Annotated in this window: 12 protein-coding genes and 2 riboswitches; of the genes, 10 read left to right on the plus strand and 2 right to left on the minus strand. The window is 66.5% G+C overall.

Annotated elements, in window-relative coordinates:
• Position 1 precedes the first annotated feature (1 nt).
• From AC6LJY_RS08820 to dcd, 3 genes are read left to right on the plus strand one after another with little or no spacing between them, the layout of a single operon-like run.
• The gene (locus AC6LJY_RS08820) at positions 2-1,897 is read left to right on the plus strand and encodes an autotransporter assembly complex protein TamA (RefSeq protein ID WP_498135764.1); all 1,896 of its coding nucleotides are present in this window, start codon (positions 2-4) and stop codon (positions 1,895-1,897) included.
• The gene (locus AC6LJY_RS08825) at positions 1,894-6,066 is read left to right on the plus strand and encodes a translocation/assembly module TamB domain-containing protein (RefSeq protein ID WP_498135765.1); all 4,173 of its coding nucleotides are present in this window, start codon (positions 1,894-1,896) and stop codon (positions 6,064-6,066) included. The genes AC6LJY_RS08820 and AC6LJY_RS08825 overlap by 4 nt, the downstream gene beginning before the upstream one ends.
• 42 nt (positions 6,067-6,108) lie before the next feature.
• The gene (gene dcd, locus AC6LJY_RS08830; RefSeq protein ID WP_006221748.1) at positions 6,109-6,672 is read left to right on the plus strand and encodes a dCTP deaminase; all 564 of its coding nucleotides are present in this window, start codon (positions 6,109-6,111) and stop codon (positions 6,670-6,672) included.
• A gap of 18 nt (positions 6,673-6,690) precedes the next feature.
• On the opposite strand, the gene AC6LJY_RS08835 is transcribed toward dcd, so the two are convergent.
• The gene (locus AC6LJY_RS08835; protein WP_498135766.1) at positions 6,691-7,560 is read right to left on the minus strand and encodes a GNAT family N-acetyltransferase; all 870 of its coding nucleotides are present in this window, start codon (positions 7,558-7,560) and stop codon (positions 6,691-6,693) included.
• 161 nt (positions 7,561-7,721) lie between these two features.
• Here AC6LJY_RS08835 and AC6LJY_RS08840 point away from each other — a divergent pair, with 161 nt between their 5' ends.
• Positions 7,722-8,963, plus strand: a complete 1,242-nt coding sequence (locus AC6LJY_RS08840; RefSeq protein WP_485803128.1) for a GGDEF domain-containing protein — start codon at positions 7,722-7,724, stop codon at positions 8,961-8,963.
• A gap of 22 nt (positions 8,964-8,985) precedes the next feature.
• On the opposite strand, the gene AC6LJY_RS08845 is transcribed toward AC6LJY_RS08840, so the two are convergent.
• Entirely contained in the window at positions 8,986-9,504 is a 519-nt protein-coding gene (locus tag AC6LJY_RS08845) for a GNAT family N-acetyltransferase (RefSeq protein WP_314355551.1), read from the minus strand.
• A 113-nt stretch (positions 9,505-9,617) separates the two neighbouring features.
• On the opposite strand from AC6LJY_RS08845, the gene AC6LJY_RS08850 reads away from it, so the two are divergent.
• The 6 genes from AC6LJY_RS08850 (at position 9,618) to gcvT (ending at position 17,104) form a co-directional block, all read left to right on the plus strand.
• On the plus strand, positions 9,618-10,070 hold the full coding sequence (locus AC6LJY_RS08850; protein ID WP_046805108.1) for a hypothetical protein: 453 nt from the start codon (positions 9,618-9,620) through the stop codon (positions 10,068-10,070).
• 241 nt (positions 10,071-10,311) lie between these two features.
• Positions 10,312-12,573: an Orn/Lys/Arg family decarboxylase gene (locus tag AC6LJY_RS08855; protein WP_314355552.1), complete on the plus strand. Its 2,262-nt coding sequence runs from the start codon at positions 10,312-10,314 to the stop codon at positions 12,571-12,573.
• Between the two features lie 23 nt (positions 12,574-12,596).
• Positions 12,597-13,799, plus strand: a complete 1,203-nt coding sequence (locus AC6LJY_RS08860; RefSeq protein ID WP_104141918.1) for a BaiN/RdsA family NAD(P)/FAD-dependent oxidoreductase — start codon at positions 12,597-12,599, stop codon at positions 13,797-13,799.
• 205 nt (positions 13,800-14,004) lie between these two features.
• Positions 14,005-14,619 (plus strand): superoxide dismutase, encoded by a 615-nt coding sequence (locus tag AC6LJY_RS08865; protein ID WP_319301096.1) that lies wholly within the window; start codon positions 14,005-14,007, stop codon positions 14,617-14,619.
• Positions 14,620-14,648: 29 nt separating this feature from the next.
• Entirely contained in the window at positions 14,649-15,542 is an 894-nt protein-coding gene (locus AC6LJY_RS08870; protein WP_498135767.1) for a ZIP family metal transporter, read from the plus strand.
• Between the two features lie 116 nt (positions 15,543-15,658).
• Positions 15,659-15,755: riboswitch (glycine riboswitch) on the plus strand.
• Between the two features lie 33 nt (positions 15,756-15,788).
• Positions 15,789-15,912, plus strand: a riboswitch (glycine riboswitch).
• 91 nt (positions 15,913-16,003) lie between these two features.
• On the plus strand, positions 16,004-17,104 hold the full coding sequence (gene gcvT, locus AC6LJY_RS08875; protein WP_046805103.1) for a glycine cleavage system aminomethyltransferase GcvT: 1,101 nt from the start codon (positions 16,004-16,006) through the stop codon (positions 17,102-17,104).
• Positions 17,105-17,173: the final 69 nt, after the last annotated feature.

Genomic DNA, 17,173 nt, shown 5'->3' on the forward strand with positions numbered 1-17,173 from the left:
CATGCAATGGGCAGCCCGCGCCATTCTGGCAGGACTATGCGTGTTTTCAGCCGAGGCGTTGGCCAAGCGGCCGGAAGTCATCGTGGACCCGGGCGGCGTGCCGCCGGCCGCGCTGACGGCCATTACCGAGGCCGTTGATGCCATCGCTCGGCTGGCTGAAGACCAGGACGGGGGCGAAATCAACCGGCTGCGACGCCGTGCGCGCGACGCCACGCTGGCCGCGCTGGCCACGCAGGGTTACTTTTCACCCACGGTAACGCTGGAATCCGGCACCGATATCGGCGGGGAAACCTGGGATATCGGCATCGTGCCGGGCAAGCGCACGACCGTCTCGTCCGTGGACCTGAAGTTCACCGGCCGCATCACGCGTCCGGAATTCGCCCAGCGTGTGCAAAAGCTGCGCGACGACTGGCAGCTCAAGGCCGGACAGCCGTTTATCAATAGTGACTGGAACCGGGCCAAGTCGAACCTGCTGGACGAGATATCGACGCGCGACTTCATGCTGGCGCGCATGACGGCATCGCAGGCGGAAATCATGGCCGACACGGCCACCGCAGCCTTGCAGGTGACCGTGGACAGCGGGCCGCAGGTCCGTATGGGCGAACTGACCACCGAAGGCCTGAAACGCGTACCGGACAAGCTGGTGCAGCGCTACGTGCGCTATTCGGTCGGGGCCGCCTACGATCAGAACCGACTGGATACCTGGCAGCAGGACCTGCAATCCACGGCCTTCTTTCGCGGCGCCTTCGTGTCGTTGGAGCCGCCCGGCAGCGCGCCGCCGCAGGCGGCCGACGTGAAATCCGATCGCGCCCGCGCGCCCGGCGCTGCCGATGTGGCCGCCGCCACGCCCGCGGGCGACCCGACCGTGTCGGGTGCCGTGCCGCCGCCGCCGCCCGCCTATGACTCGGACGGCGAAGTGACCTTGCCCGTGCAGGTGCGCGTGGTGGAAGCGCCGCCCAAGCGGTTCACGGCGTCGATCGGCGTAGACGACGAGGCAGGCGTACGCGTGGAATCGCTATACCGCCAGAACGTGGTCTTCGGCCAACCCGTCACCATGGAAACCGGTTTCAGCGTGGACCGTCTGCGTCAGCGCGCCTACGCCGACTTCCTGCTGCCGCCCACCGAGCGCGGCTACAAGGATTCGTTTGGCGTGCTGGCCGACCATTCCGACATCCAGGGCCTGGATGTAACCCGCTATGCCCTGGGCGCCACGCGTCTGCAAGAGCGCAAGGGCGCGGGCGACAGCCGCGTCGAATATGAAACGCGCTGGGGCCTGCTGCTGGCACAGGACCACGTAAAAATCGACGGCGGCGACGAATATACGTTGCCCACGCTGACCGCCACGGCCGAATGGCTGCGCCGCGACGTCGACAACAAATATGACCCGCGCGAAGGCAACCTGATTGCCGTGGGCGGCGGCGTGGGCGTGACGCTGGACACTGGCGAACCCTATACCCGCGCCCGCCTGCGGGCGCAGAAATGGTGGCCCATCGGCAAGCTGGACGTCTTGACGGTGCGCGGCGAGGTCGGCCGCGTGTGGTCCAGCAGCAAGGTGCAGGTGCCGGACGACTTCGGCTTTCGCACGGGCGGCGCCCGGTCCATCCGCGGCTACAAATATCAAAGCATCGGCGTGCAACGCGACAACGCCGTGGTGGGCGCGCCGACGCTGGTTGTAGGTAGCGTCGAATACGACCACTATTTCAACGAACGCTGGGGCATGGGCGTGTTCGTGGACGCGGGCGATGCCGCCGAGTCCTTCGGCGACATGTCCCTGGCGGTGGGCTACGGCGTCGGCGCGCGGGTGCGCACCCCCGCCGGCCCCTTGTTCCTGGACGTGGCCTATGGCCAGCGCGAGCGCGACCTGCGTCTGCACTTTTCGTTGGGGATCGCGTTTTGAAGCTGTTGCGCAAATTCCTGCGGCAGGTGCTGGTGTGGTGGCTGCCGGGTTTGGCGATGCTGCTGTTGCTGGCCGCCGGCTTCCTGTTCTGGCTGGTGGGGTCGCAAAGCGGCACGCGGCTGTTGCTGACCACCGCCGCCCAGCAGTTGAACGGCCAGGCGCTGGACGTGAACGGATCGTTGTTGCGCGGCGTGACCGTGGGCAAGCTGGACCTGGACGCGGGCGGCACGCGCGTCGATATCAGCCGGCTACATCTGAATGTGGACTGGCGCGCGCTGGGCCAGCGGCGGCTGCATGTGCGCGACGTGTCGGCGGAATCGGTGCGCGTGGCCTTGGCCCCGTCAGCCGAGGCGCCCGCCACGCCGGACGATAGCGAGCCGTTTTCCTTGCCGTCCCTGCCCGTGGATATTGCCGTGGACCGCCTGGCCCTGGGTGACTTTCAACTGGAGCAGGACGGCCAGCCGTTGCCGGTCACGCTGGGCGACCTTAGCGCGACGTTCGCGGCCGGCAAGCAAGGCGCGCAGCTGCGCATCGCGTCGCTGCGGGTTGGCCACGAGGCAGGCGAGGCGCAGGTGTCGGGCGAAGCGCAGCTGCAAGGCATGGCCGACCCCTGGCCGTTCGCCGCGCGCCTGGATGTGACGGCGCGAGGGTCCGGCCCCGAATCTCCCTTGTGTCAGGCGGACCGATTAGGGGGCGTATTCGCGGCGGGTCCGGCCGCGACGGGCAAGCAAGGGGACACGACGTCGCAAGCCAAGCGCGCCGTCGGCGCCGAACGCACGGCGCAACCGGGCGCACGGACTGCGCCGCAATCGGGAGCAGCGGCGAAACCGCGCGGCAGCGCACCGAGCAACGCGCAGGCGAACTCCAAAGCCAATGCGCCGGCGTCCGACGCGAACGTGCAGGCGAACTCCAAAGCCGACGCGCAGGCGAACTCCAAAGCCAATCAGGGCCGCACCAAAGCCGATGCGCGGACGACCATAGCAAGCGCACAGGTAAATCCCAAAGCCAAGGGGGACGCCACTGTGGCCGCCGGGCCGGGCGCGAGCGCCGGCTCCAAAGCCGCTACTTCCGAGATCGCCGGCCCGCCCGCGCCCGCCTGCCAGGTCGTGCTGCGCGCCGATGCGGCGGGGTCGATGGATGGCATTCAGGCCAAGCTGGACGGAGCCGGGTCGGGGATGCTGCTGGACGTGGTGGCCGACCTGGCCCCGCGCACCGCCCTGATCCTGCGCAGCGCCCGCGCCAACGCGCAGCTGCCGGATAAGTCGACCCTGGCCGCCCAGTTCGACCTGCAATCGGGCGCCGGCCAAGTCGCCGGCCGCGACCGCATCACCGGCACGATCAGCGCGCAGCGTTTGGATCTGGCGCCGTGGTTGGGCAAGGACGTGCCCCCGGCAGTCCTGACGGTGCGCGGCGACGTGCAGGCCGACATTGAAAACCTGAGCCAGTTGCGCCATGCCGCCATTGACCTGCGTTTCGAAGAGGGCACCCGCTGGAACAAGCAGCCGCTGACGGGCGGCGTGAAAGCGCAAGTGGACATCGCCGCAACCGAGCCCGGATCGGCACCGGCAACAGCGACGGCGCCGGCAACAGCGACGGCGCCGGCACCCGCAACGGCACCCGCAACGGCACCTGCACCGGTACCCGCAACGGCACCTGCAACGGCACCCGCAACAGCACCTGCACCGGCACCCGCAACGGCACCCGCACCGGCACCCGTACCGGCACCCGTACCGGCACCCGCAACGGCACCCGCACCGGCACCCGCACCGGCGGGCTCCACAACGGCGCCAACGACCGCACCCGCCGCCTACTCCGACCCGCTGTCCGGACTGCGCATTCACGGCCTGGACGTGGACTTGAAGCTGGGTCGCAACCGCATCCGCGCATCGGGCGAGATGGACGCCACCGACGGCGCGCTGGTTTTGGACGCGCAGGCGCCGCAGCTGGACGCCTTCTGGCCCGGCATCCCGGGCGGCGCCGAGCTCAAGGGCAAGCTGGCCGGCAATATCGCGGCGCATCGCGGCGAGCTCAACGCCGGTTACACCCCCGCCAAGCCCCGCGCCGGCGTGCTGGGCGAAGCGCCGGCCAAAGCCAATATCGTCTTTGCCGGCGGCTGGGGCAAGGGCCCCGCGGGCCAGCCCGACGCGGCGCTGGTGGGCTGGCGCGGCACCTTTTCCAAGCTGACGGCCGATAGCGCCGGGTTCATCGTGGCGGCTGACCGGCCGGTCTCTTTGGCCTATCTGCCGTCGGCCGTGCACCCGCAATGGCAATGGCAGGTGGGCCAGACCGTTCTCAGCGTGACGCTGCCGGGCAAGGAACGTCTGACCTTGGCGCACCAAGGCTCGCGCGGCGGTGGCAAGCGCTGGGAAACCGCCGGCCAGGCCGACAACCTGGTCATCACGGCCGCCATGGCCCGCCAGGTGATCGGCGCGCTGGACCCCGAGGCCGCCGCCAAGCTGGGCAAGGGCCCCTCGCGCGTAAACGCCATGGTGCCCGAGGGCCAGCGCCGCATCGCCCTGGACCTGCTTTGGGACTTGAAATTTGACGGCCGCCTGGCGGGCAAGGCGCGCATTGCCCGCCGTGAAGGCGACCTGCTGATCCCCGGCGACCCGCCCGTCCCCCTGGGATTGAAGGCGCTTGTGCTGGACCTGACGGCCACGCCCACGTCGCCCAACGCCAGCCGCCTGGACGCCAGAATCGACCTGGCTACTGCCAAGATGGGCACCGTGAACGGCACCGGCACCGCCGTACTGCGCGTGGACGCCAAGGGCGGCATGGCGCTGGACGAGCGCCAGCCGCTGCGTGCCAAGCTGGACGCCGACATTGCCGATCTGGCCTGGGTCGGCCTGTTTGTGGGCGATTCGATGGAAGTGGGCGGCGCCGTCAAGGCCAACGTCGAGGTGCAAGGCACCTTGGCCGGAAAATGGTCGGCCACGGGCAACATCCGGGGCGACAAGCTGCGCCTGGTCCGCATTGACGACGGCGTGCGCCTGGTGGACGGTACGCTGTCGGCGCGGCTGGATGGCCAGCGGCTGGTGTTGGACAGCCTGCGCTTTCCGGCATCGCTGCGCGTGATGCCGGCCGAATGGCGCACCAAGGAATGGATCACGACCAACCCCGAGGCCAAGGGCGGCTACGCCGAGGCGCGCGGGCAGTGGAACATCATGGACGGCGGCGGCGACATCAAGCTGAAGCTGTACCGCTTTCCGGCCTTGCAGCGCTCGGACCGCTACGCCATGGTTTCCGGCACGGTCACGCTGACGGCCGCCATGCCGCGCATCGACATCGTGGGTGACCTCAAGGCTGACGCCGGGTGGTTCAGCCTGGAAATCCTGCAGGGCGTGCCGTCGCTGGATGACGACGTCAAAGTCATTCATCCGGGCCAGGATCGCGCCACGGTGTCCACGCCGCTGCAAACCAGCATGAACCTGAAGTTCGACATGGGGCCGCGTTTCTACATTACGGGCATGGGGCTGGACGCCGGGCTGCTGGGCTCCATCCAGATTCTGCTTAATGACGGCCGGCTGACCGGCGTGGGCGCGTTGCGCACGCGGGGCGGCGGCATCGAGGCCTATGGCCAGAAGCTGCGTCTCAGCCGGGGCACGCTGACGTTCCAGGGCCGGCTGGACAATCCGCTGCTGGACATCGAAGCCCTGCGCACGGGCGAACAGGTCGAGGCCGGCGTCAAGGTGGTCGGCACCGCGCAGCGCCCGCGTATCGACCTGGTGTCCTACCCGGACGTCAGCGATGTCGAAAAGCTGTCCTGGCTGCTGCTGGGGCGCGGACCCGACGAAAGCGGCAGCGACGCGGCCTTGCTGGTGTCGGTGGGCACCGCGCTGCTGGGCGGCGGCCAGCCGTTCTACAAGCAGTTCGGGCTGGACGATGTCAGCGTGCGCACCGGCAATATCGGCAGTTCGGGCAGCATCCTGCCCGACCGCACGGTGGCCGGCGACGTAAACCGGGACAGTGACAGCCAGCTGGCAACCCAGTTCCTGGTGGCCAGCAAGTCTTTCGCCAACGGCATCACGCTAAGCGTGGAGCAGGCGCTGGCCGGCAGCGACACCGTGGGCCGCGCCAGTTACCGTCTGGCGCGCGGGCTTTCCGTGGACTTGAAAGGTGGGTCGGTCAACGGCATCGCGCTGGTGTACCGGACGTTCTGGGGGAACTGAGTAAAATGACGGCCACTTCACCCCTTTAGCACCATTCCCACCATGAGCATCAAAAGCGACCGCTGGATCCGCCGCCAGGCCGACGCCGGCATGATCGAACCCTTTGAACCGGGCCAGGTCCGCACGGCCAATGGCGGGCGCATCGTCAGCTACGGCACCAGCAGCTACGGCTACGACGTGCGCTGCGCCGATGAATTCAAGATTTTCACGAACATCAATTCCACCATCGTCGATCCGAAAAACTTCGACGAAGGCTCGTTCGTGGACTTCAAGGGTGATGTTTGCATCATCCCGCCGAACTCGTTCGCCCTGGCCCGCACGGTGGAATACTTCCGTATTCCGCGCAGCGTCCTGACCATCTGCCTGGGCAAGAGCACCTACGCGCGCTGCGGCATCATTGTCAACGTGACGCCGCTGGAACCCGAATGGGAAGGCCACGTCACGCTGGAATTCTCGAACACCACGCCGCTGCCCGCCAAGATCTACGCCGGCGAAGGCTGCGCGCAGATGCTGTTCCTGGAAAGCGACGAAGTGTGCGAGACCTCGTACGCGGACCGTGGCGGCAAATACCAGGGCCAACGCGGCGTGACGCTGCCGCGCACCTGATCGGGCGGCGCTGGCGGCTTAGCCCGCGTGCCCCGGCGCCGGGCGCAGGTAGTCGATATCCCATTCCGACTCGGCCGTCTGCACAAACCCGTGCCGCCGATAAAACCGGTTCGAATCGCTGCCCCGCAGCGCGCCCACACTGACCGGCAGCCCCTGGCTGTCGGCGTCATCCAGAATGCTCTGCAGGACGCGGCCGCCCAGGCCCTGTCCCTGCGCGGCGGGCGCGAGGTACAGGTGGTCCAGCCGCAGGCCCTGGCCGTCCGGCCGCAGGGCATAGAACCCCACCCGTTTTCCGGCATGTTCGATCCACCAGGTGCAATCCGGGTGGAAATTGGCGCGCAGCCGTTCCCGGGCACGCGCCGGGTCGAATCTGCCCGCTCGTTCCAGGCTGTCGCGCATGGCCTGCACGCGGATGTCGGCCAGCGCATCGAAGTCGGATGCCGAGACGGGCAGGGTGCACACCTGATCGCCCGTGATTTCGTCATAGCCGCGTCCCAAAAATTGCAGGATGCAGATGCCGTGGCCATACGGATCGCTAAGGTGCGCGATGCGGCCCCAGGCGTGAGTGGCAGCGTGGCCTTCCAGGATGGCGCCGGCGGCTACGGCCTGATCGACGGCCCGGTCCACGTCGGGCACGACGACGTCCAGGTGCACGGGCGTCCAATGGCGGGCGTAATCGCGCGATGGCGCCGCCGCGCCTGCCGCACCCGCCGCACCCGTCGCAGTGGTGCCAGCGGCCTTTTCCAGTAGATAGATGGGGGCGTTGGCGCCCAGCATTTCAGCCGCTTTCGGCCCCAGCCGCCGGTGCAGCGTCAGCCCGAAGGCGCGTTCGTAGAAGACGATGGCGTGTTCAAGATCGGGCACATCGATATTCACAAGCAGCTGCATGGCGGCATTCCTTCGGCGGGGGATGAAAACATATCACGCGCGCCAGGGGCCGGCGACACCGCGGTAACCGCGCTAAAGAACCCCCGCCGGCGACCGTAAAAAGGATATATATGTTTGCCGATTTGGCGACGTCATCTCTGCAAGCGAGCAAGGCCCCCACCGTGCGTTACCCCCATATCCCCTGGCTGCCCCTGTTGTTCTACCCCGCGTTGCCAGTGGCCGCCGCGGTAGGCCTGATGCTGTGGCGCGAGTGGCCGCCCGCGCTGACCTTGATCGTGCCGTTCGTGCCGTGGGTGATGGCGCTGATCGGCGCGGCCATCTGTTTGATGTATCAGCGTTCGCAAACCATGGCGCTGATGCTGTGCGTGCTGGCGGCCACGGCGGTATGGCCGACGCTGGCGCGCGAGGCGCCATGGGCGTTGGGCCCCGCGCTGGCGTGGTGGGCCATTGCCTACACCATCAACGCGCTGTGGGCCGAACGATCCAGCATGCTGTTGGACCTGGCGCTGCGCATCGGCCTGATTGCCGTCGGCATGGCCGGCATTGCGCTGGTCGGCAAAGAAGGGCTGGTGGAAGTGTTTGGCACGCTTGCCCTGCAAGGCAAGCTGGCGCGGCTTGGCGTGCCGGTCGAGGCGCTGGTGGCGTTGCTGGGCACCGGCCTGACGCTGACCCTGTTGCTGCTGCGTTATGGCCGCCCGCAACAGGCCGGACAATGGCTGGGGTTTGTGTGCATGGCGTGGGCATTGCCGCGCGGCGCGCAGCATCCGATCGAACTGGCCCTGATGTCCGCCGCCGCGCTGACGGCGCTGTGTATTTCACTGGCCCACGAAGGCTTTCACATGGCGTTTCGCGACGAGCTGACCGGCTTGCCGGGCCGGCGCGCGCTGAACGAACGCCTGCAACGCATGGGCCGCGTCTACACGCTGGCGATGGCCGACGTGGACCATTTCAAGGCATTCAACGATACGCACGGGCACGACGTGGGCGACCAGGTGCTGCGCATGGTGGCGTCGCAGCTGCGGCGCGTGCCGGGCGGTGGGCAGGCGTATCGCTACGGCGGCGAAGAATTCACGTTGGTGTTTCCGGGCAAGACGGCGGCGGAAAGCCTGCCGCACCTGGAAGCGGTGCGCCGCGCAATCGAGGCCTACCAGATGCGCCTTCGCGACAAGCCCGCGCGGCCCAAGGCGGATCAACTGGGCCAGCGCCGGCGCGGTGCGCGCGGTGCGCGCAATCCGCGTCCGCTGCGGGTAACAGTAAGCATCGGCGTGGCCGAGCGGGGCGACGCGCTGCGTGCGCCGGACGCGGTCATCAAGGCGGCCGACCAGGCGCTGTACAAGGCCAAGGACGGCGGCCGAAATCAGGTGTGCGCCTACGGCACGCGGCGGCGCGCGGCGGCGGCGTAGGACGATCCGCCCGCCTTGCCGCTTATTTTTCCGCCAGCGGCAGCGCCATCAGCGTTTCGTCGTAAAGCTGGTCATTGACGCATAGCGCCTCGCGTTCGCGCCCGTATTCCACGAAGCCCAGGCCGGCATACAAGGCGGCGGCCGACGTGTTGTTGGACGTGACGCTTAACTGCACCTGACGTATGCCGCGCATGGTGCGGGCATGCGCGATGGCGGCTTGCAACAACAGCCGCCCCAGCCCGTGGCCACGCTGTTCGGGCGCGACGTACACGCTCCAGATATGCGCCTTGTGCCGCATCTTCAACTTGCGCTGGCGGCCCACGCCGATGATGCCCACCAGGTCATCACCCACGAACACCCCGAACATCGCGCTGTCGTCCTGCGGCGTGACCCAGCCTTTGATGTCGTCCAGTGTCAGCGTGTGTTCCTCTTCGTAACTCGATCCGAACGACTCCGGCGTTTCAACCAGGGCGTCCAGGCGCAAACGTCGCAGTGACGGGGCGTCAAGGGCGGTCAGGCGTCTGACTAGCGGTGCGGTCATGGGCGGCAAGTGTTGGGAATAGGAAACGTTGAGGGGTTTCCCGCCGATTATAGGTAACACGCTTGCCTATAATGGCCCTATTGCCGCTTGCGGTTTTCACAAAGGAGCCAACGATGTTCGGTTTCCTCAAGACAAACCAGGAAGCCACCCTTGATGAAGTGCAGGACGCATTTGTCGAACGGGTGGCAGACGCCGCGCAAGACTTTGTACAAGCCGCCGAATCCACCGGCGCCATATTGGACTACTCCCTGTCCAGCATCCACGCGCTCGATACCGCGCTGGAAGCCGCCCACCTGGGCACCTTGCCGCTTACCCCCATGCAAACCGTTGGCGCCGCCGCCTACCTCTACGAGGTTGGACGCCGGGCGCATGGCGGGCTGTACGAGGTCTGCGACGACGAAGACCCGGTCGTGCTCGTCTGTGGCGAACCCGGGGCCGAAGTCTGCTTTGGCGCCATCGCCAAGGTAGAACGCCGGATCCGGGACGGGGCCACCGAGTCCATCCCCGCCTACTTCGAGCAGTTCACCTTGGCATTGGAAGCCGGCGAAGCCCGCACCATCCGCTAGGTTTGCTCCGTGCCGCCGTTGCTGTCGCTGTGCTGAAAGCCCGGCTTTTGGCGCGATGACAACGGCTGTTCGGCCTATCTGGGGATTTCCCGTAGGACTGAAAGAAAAACAGCCCTACAATTCCGCCATTCCCGCCTGTTGGGCGGGGGCTCGCGCCGTCTGTCATCAGGCGGATTTTTACTAGCAGTACACTCGCGCCGCGTTATGCGACCGAACCCGCCATGCCCCCAGGAGCGCCTGCATGAAATTTCGCTTCCCCATTTTCATCATCGACGAGGACTACCGTTCCGAGAACGCGTCCGGTTTGGGTATTCGTGCCTTATCTGAAGCGATCGAGGCCGAGGGCGTCGAGGTGATCGGGGTGACCAGCTATGGCGACCTGAGTTCGTTCGCGCAACAGCAAAGCCGGGCCAGCGCCTTCATCCTGTCGATTGACGATGAAGAGTTCGACGTGGACTCGCCCGAAGACGTGGCCAGCGCCATCAAGAACCTGCGCATGTTCATCGGCGAACTGCGCTTTCGCAACGCCGACATCCCCATCTATCTGTATGGCGAGACGCGCACGTCGGAACACATTCCGAACGACATCCTGCGCGAACTGCACGGCTTCATCCACATGTTCGAGGACACCCCCGAATTCGTGGCGCGCCACATCATCCGCGAAGCGCGCAGCTACGTGGATTCGCTGCCGCCGCCGTTCTTTCGCGAGCTGGTCAAGTACGCGCAAGACGGCTCGTATTCCTGGCACTGCCCGGGCCACTCGGGCGGCGTCGCCTTCCTGAAGAGCCCCGTGGGCCGCATGTTCCACCAGTTCTTCGGTGAAAACATGCTGCGCGCTGACGTCTGCAACGCCGTGGACGAATTGGGCCAGTTGCTGGACCACACCGGCCCCGTGGCCGAGTCCGAGCTGAACGCCGCGCGCATCTTCCACGCCGACCACTGCTTTTTCGTGACCAACGGCACGTCCACGTCCAACAAGGTCGTGTGGCACGCCAACGTGGCCGCCGGCGACGTGGTCGTGGTGGATCGCAACTGCCACAAGTCGATTCTGCACGCCATCACGATGACGGGCGCGATCCCGGTGTTCCTGCGCCCCACGCGCAACCACCTGGGCATCATCGGCCCGATTCCGCTGGAAGAATTCCACCCGGACAACATCCGCAAGAAGATCGAGGCCAACCCCTTCGCGCGCGAAGCGGTGAACAAGAATCCGCGCATCCTGACGCTGACGCAAAGCACGTACGACGGCGTCATCTACAACGTGGAAATGATCAAGGAGCAGCTGGGCAGCTATGTCGATACGCTGCACTTTGACGAAGCCTGGCTGCCGCACGCCTCGTTCCACGAGTTCTACCAGGACATGCACGCCATCGGCCAGGACCGCCCGCGCAGCCAGGACGCGATGGTCTTCGCCACGCACTCCACGCACAAGTTGCTGGCCGGCATTTCGCAGGCTTCGCAGATCATCGTGCAGGAATCCGAGACCCGCAAGCTGGACCGCAACGTCTTCAACGAGGCGTACCTGATGCACACGTCGACCTCGCCGCAGTACGCGATCATCGCGTCGTGCGACGTGGCCGCCGCCATGATGGAACCGCCCGGAGGCACCGCGCTGGTCGAGGAAAGCATCCGCGAAGCGCTGGACTTCCGCCGCGCCATGCGCAAGGTGGAATCCGAATTCGGCAAGAACGACTGGTGGTTCAAGGTCTGGGGCCCGAACCGCCTGGTGTCCGAAGGCATCGGCAACCGCGACGAATGGATCCTGGAAGCCAACGACCACTGGCACGGCTTCGGCGAAATGGCCGAAGGCTTCAACATGCTGGACCCGATCAAGGCCACGGTCATCACGCCGGGGCTGGACATGTCGGGCAGCTTCGGCGAAACGGGTATCCCGGCCGCGCTGGTCTCCAAGTACCTGACCGAGCACGGCGTCGTGGTCGAAAAGACCGGCCTGTATTCGTTCTTCATCCTGTTCACCATCGGCATTACCAAGGGCCGCTGGAACACGCTGTTGACCGCGTTGCAGCAGTTCAAGGACGACTACGATCGCAACCAGCCGCTGTGGCGCATCCTGCCCGACTTCTGCCGTGTGCATCGCCGCTACGAACGCATGGGCCTGCGCGATCTGTGCCAGGAAATCCACGAAGCCTACCGCGCGCGCGACGTCGCCCGCCTGACCACCGAGATGTACCTGAGCGACATGGTGCCGGCGCTGAAGCCGTCGGACGCCTTTGCGCGCATGGCGCACCGCGAGGTCGAGCGTGTCGACATCGACAAGCTGGAAGGCCGCGTCACGGGCGTGCTGTTGACGCCGTATCCCCCGGGCATTCCGCTGTTGATTCCGGGCGAACGCTTTAACCGCACCATCGTGCAGTACCTGCAATTCGCGCGCGAATTCAACGAGCGCTTCCCCGGCTTCGAAACCTATATTCACGGCCTGGCCGATGAAGCGGGTCCGGATGGCGAAAAGCGCTACTACGTTGATTGCCTGATCGAAGAATAAGACCCGGCGGGTCTGGAGTCCTGATGTTTGATGTAGCCGTCCTCGGCGCCGGCGCCGCTGGCATGATGTGTGCAGCGGTGGCCGGGCAGCGCGGCTTGCGCGTGGTGCTGGTCGACCATGCCGAGCGCCTGGCCGAAAAAATCCGCATCTCCGGCGGTGGCCGCTGCAACTTCACCAACATCGGGACCGGGCCCGCCAATTTTCTGTCCGAAAACCCGCATTTCTGCCGCTCGGCACTGTCGGCTTACACGCCGCAGGATTTTCTGGCGCTGATGAAGCGCCACCATATCGCCTGGCACGAGAAACACCGTGGCCAGCTGTTCTGCAACGATTCCAGCGAATCCATCATCAACATGCTGCGCGCCGAGTGCGACGCGGGCGATGTGCAATGGCGCATGGGCTGTTCGGTGGCCGATATCGGCCATGGCGAGCAGGGCTTCGAACTGCGCACCAGCCAGGGCGTGATCCGCGCGGCCAAGCTGGTCGTGGCCACGGGCGGCATGGCGATCCCGCAGCTGGGCGCCACCGACTTCGGCCTGAAGATCGCGCGCCAATTCGGCCTGAAAGTCGTCGAGCCGCGACCCGCGTTGGTACCGCTGACCTTTGACTCCGCACAATGGCAGCCGCTGTCCGAACTGTCGGGCGTGGCGCTGGAAGTGGGCCTGCAGACGGGGCAGGGCAAGGCGCGGGGTGAATTCCTGGAAGACCTGCTGTTTACCCATCGCGGCCTGTCCGGCCCGGGCATCCTGCAAATTTCCAGCTACTGGAAGCCGGGCGAACCCATCGTGATCGACCTGGCACCGGGCCGCGACCTGGCCGAAGAATTGCTGGCGTCCAAGTCGGGCAACCGGCAGCAGCTGCATACCGTGCTGGCGGGCCTGTGGCCCAAGCGCCTGGCCGATCGCTGGCTGCATCTGGCAGAGCAGGGCGGCAAGCCCGGCCTGGCCGCGATGCGCCTGGCCGACGCGCCCGACAAAACGCTGCGCGCGCTGGCTCAAGACATCCACCAATGGACGCTGGTGCCCAGCGGCACCGCCGGCTACAAGAAAGCCGAAGTGATGCGCGGCGGCGTCGACACGCGCGGCCTGGACCAGAAATCCATGCAAGCCAAAACCACGCCTGGGCTCTACTTCATCGGCGAAGCCGTGGATGTGACCGGCTGGCTGGGCGGCTACAACTTCCAATGGGCCTGGGCCTCCGGCGTGGCCTGCGGCAAGGCGCTGTAAGGGCGCTGTTTTCAAGGTCGTGATGACGCGATGATCGCGCAGTAATTGCGCAACGCCACATCATCATTGTTTTATCAAATAAAAATACATATCATTTGTGTTTCCTGTCTTGGCTGTCGCCGGCCGTTCTTTGGCCCTCGGCCCCGACCTTCGATCATCGACTGTCGCCGTTCCCTTGGAACAGGCGAGTCCCACGGAGACACCCATGCCCTACACCCTTCCGACGCTGCCCTACGCCTACGACGCCCTGGAGCCTCACATCGACGCCATGACGATGGAGATTCACTACAGCAAGCATCATCAAACCTATGTCACCAGCCTGAACGCGGCGCTGGATGGCGCCGGCATCAGCACGGAAGAACCCGTTGAAGCCCTGGTCGCGCGGCTGGACCAATTGCCGGAAGCCATACGCGGCGCGGTGCGCAACCATGGCGGCGGCCACGCCAACCACAGCTTGTTCTGGTCCGTGATGTCGCCCCAGGGCGGTGGTGAACCCGATGGCGCGCTGGCCGCCGCTATCGAATCCGAACTGGGTGGCCTGGCCGCCTTCCGCGAGGCCTTCACCAAAGCGGCCCTGACCCGCTTTGGCAGCGGCTGGGCCTGGCTCTCGGTCACGCCGGCCGGCAAGCTGGTGGTGGAAAGCAGCGCTAATCAGGACAGCCCTCTGATGCACGGCAATACGCCGATCCTGGGCCTGGACGTCTGGGAACACGCCTATTACCTCAAGTACCAAAACCGTCGCCCTGAATACATTGGCGCCTTCTACAATGTCGTGAATTGGCCCGAGGTGGCGCGCCGTTATGCGGCCGCAAAGGGTTAAGCCCGCTTTGTGATGGAGGCATCGGCCCCATGAACACATTCAGCCGTCACCGCGTGCGTCCCGCGGCCACCAGCATCAGCGTCTGGACCCTGGCCGTGCTGGTGTCCTGCCTGGCGATGCACCAGCTGTGGGCCTACCTGGACGTGCGCGCGGCGCACGTGGCCGACGCCCTGCTGGGCGGGCTGGTAGCGGCCGGCGCCACCGCGCTGGGCACCGTGCCCATCCTGTTCGCCCGCACCATCCCGCAAAAGGTCCAGGACAGCATGTTCGGGTTCGGCGCGGGCGTCATGCTGGCGGCCAGCGCGTTTTCCCTGGTGGTGCCGGGCATTGCGGCGGCCGAAAGCCAGGGCATGGGCCGCTGGGGCGCGGGCCTGACGGTGGGGGCGGCCATTCTGCTGGGCGCGGCGGTGCTGCTCATCATGGACCGCACGCTGCCGCACGAACATTTCATCAAGGGCCGCGAAGGCATCGAGGCGCGCCGCATGCGACGCGCCTGGTTGTTCGTTATCGCCATCACGCTGCACAACCTGCCCGAAGGCCTGGCCATCGGCGTGGGTTACGCGGGGGGCGATCCGGTGGCGGGCACCGCGTTGGCCACGGGCATTGCGATCCAGGACATTCCCGAAGGGATGGTTGTCGCGGTGGCGCTGTTGGCCGCCGGCTATAAGCGGGCCTTCGCCGTGGCGCTAGGCATGTTGTCGGGGCTGGTCGAACCGTTGGGCGCGGTGCTGGGCGCCGCCATCGTCGGCTGGTCCGTCTTGCTGCTGCCCTGGGGGCTGGGCTTTGCGGCGGGCGCCATGCTGTTTGTCATCAGCCACGAGATCATTCCCGAATCGCACCGCAAGGGGCACGAGGTCTACGCCACGTGCGGGCTGATGCTGGGCTTTGTGCTGATGATGTTGCTGGACACGGCGCTGGGCTAGCCCGGGGGTTGGTGTCCGGTTTGGCGTGGTCCACGGCAGCGGTTTGTGGCCGGGCCGCGCCAGGAAATCGCGCTTTTCCAGGCCTGGTTTTCGTTGTATGCTTGGCGCCGCTGTCACGCATGTTTGCGGGAGAGAGCGCCCCTTTCACCAGGGTCGCCGCCGAAGGCGCAATTCGCCCAGAATCGCTCAGGTAACCGATACCGCACATGCTTGCCCCGTCCCGGTTTTTACCGTGTGGATGCGGCAAAACAGTACTCTGGAGAGACCTGGCGCCGCCCCGAATTCGGGACACAGCGAGCAGCCCAGGCGCCGAAGGTGCAAACCCGCCCAGCGCGGGGCAACTCTCAGGCAAAAGGACAGAGGGGCGGAAGATTCAGCCGATGCCGTGCGGGCGCAATCCGCTTGTCACGACCGGCATTCCGTAACCCTGGCAAGCCATTGCCGTCCCGGAGTTTCCGCGCATGTCCGCAACCCTCAAACGCACCCCGCTGGCCGACGAACACATCGCCTCCGGCGCCCGAATGGTCGATTTCGGCGGCTGGGACATGCCCTTGGCCTACGGCTCGCAGCTTGAGGAACACCACGCGGTGCGCCAGGACGCCGGCATGTTCGACGTGTCGCACATGCTGAACGTGGATGTGGCCGGCCCCGATGCCTACGCCTTCCTGCAACGCCTGGTCGCCAACGACGTCGCCAAGCTGACCGTGCCCGGCAAGGCGCTGTATTCGTGCATGCTGAACCCGCAGGGCGGCGTCATCGACGACCTGATCATCTATTTCTTTGCCGCTGACGAATGGCGCGTGGTCGTTAACGCCGGCACCGCCGACAAAGACGTGGCCTGGATGCAGCGTGTGAAGCAGGCCGGCAGTTTCGACGTTGCCATCACCCCGCGCCGCGATCTGGCCATGGTGGCCGTGCAGGGCCCGAACGCCCGCGCCAAGGTCTGGGCCGCGCGCCCGGCCTGGCAAGCCGCCTCCGAAGCACTGACCCCCTTCGTTGCCGCCCGCGTGGGCGACGACACGCTCGTCGCCCGCACCGGCTACACCGGCGAAGACGGCTTTGAAATCGTCCTGCCTGCGTCCGACGTCGTGCAACTGTGGCGCGACCTTGCTGCCCAGGGCGTGCGCCCGGCGGGCCTGGGCGCGCGCGACACGCTGCGCCTGGAAGCCGGCATGAACCTGTATGGCCAGGACATGGACGAGCTGACCCAGCCCGACCAGGCCGGCCTGACCTGGACCGTGTCGCTCAAGAATGCCGAGCGCCGCTTCATCGGCCGCGACGCGCTGGAACAATTCGCCACCCCCGCCGCCTTTGTCGGCCTGAAGCTGCAAGAGCGCGGCGTGATGCGCGCCCACATGGCCGTGCGCTGCGCGCAAGGCACGGGCGAACTCACCAGCGGCACCATGTCGCCCACGCTGGGCGTGTCGATCGGCTTTGCCCGCCTGCCGCAAGGCGTGCGTCCGGGCGACACGGTCGAAGTCGACATCCGCGGCAAATGGGTGCCCGCCCTGGTCTGCAAGCTGCCCTTCGTGCGTAACGGCAAAGCCGTCGAACACTCGTAAACTCGAAGCTTCGCGCGAACGGCCGCTGCCAGTTGACGCACACGCCGCTCGCACGAGGCGCGCAACACC

Source organism: Achromobacter sp. RT286_PF, assembly GCF_059760425.1.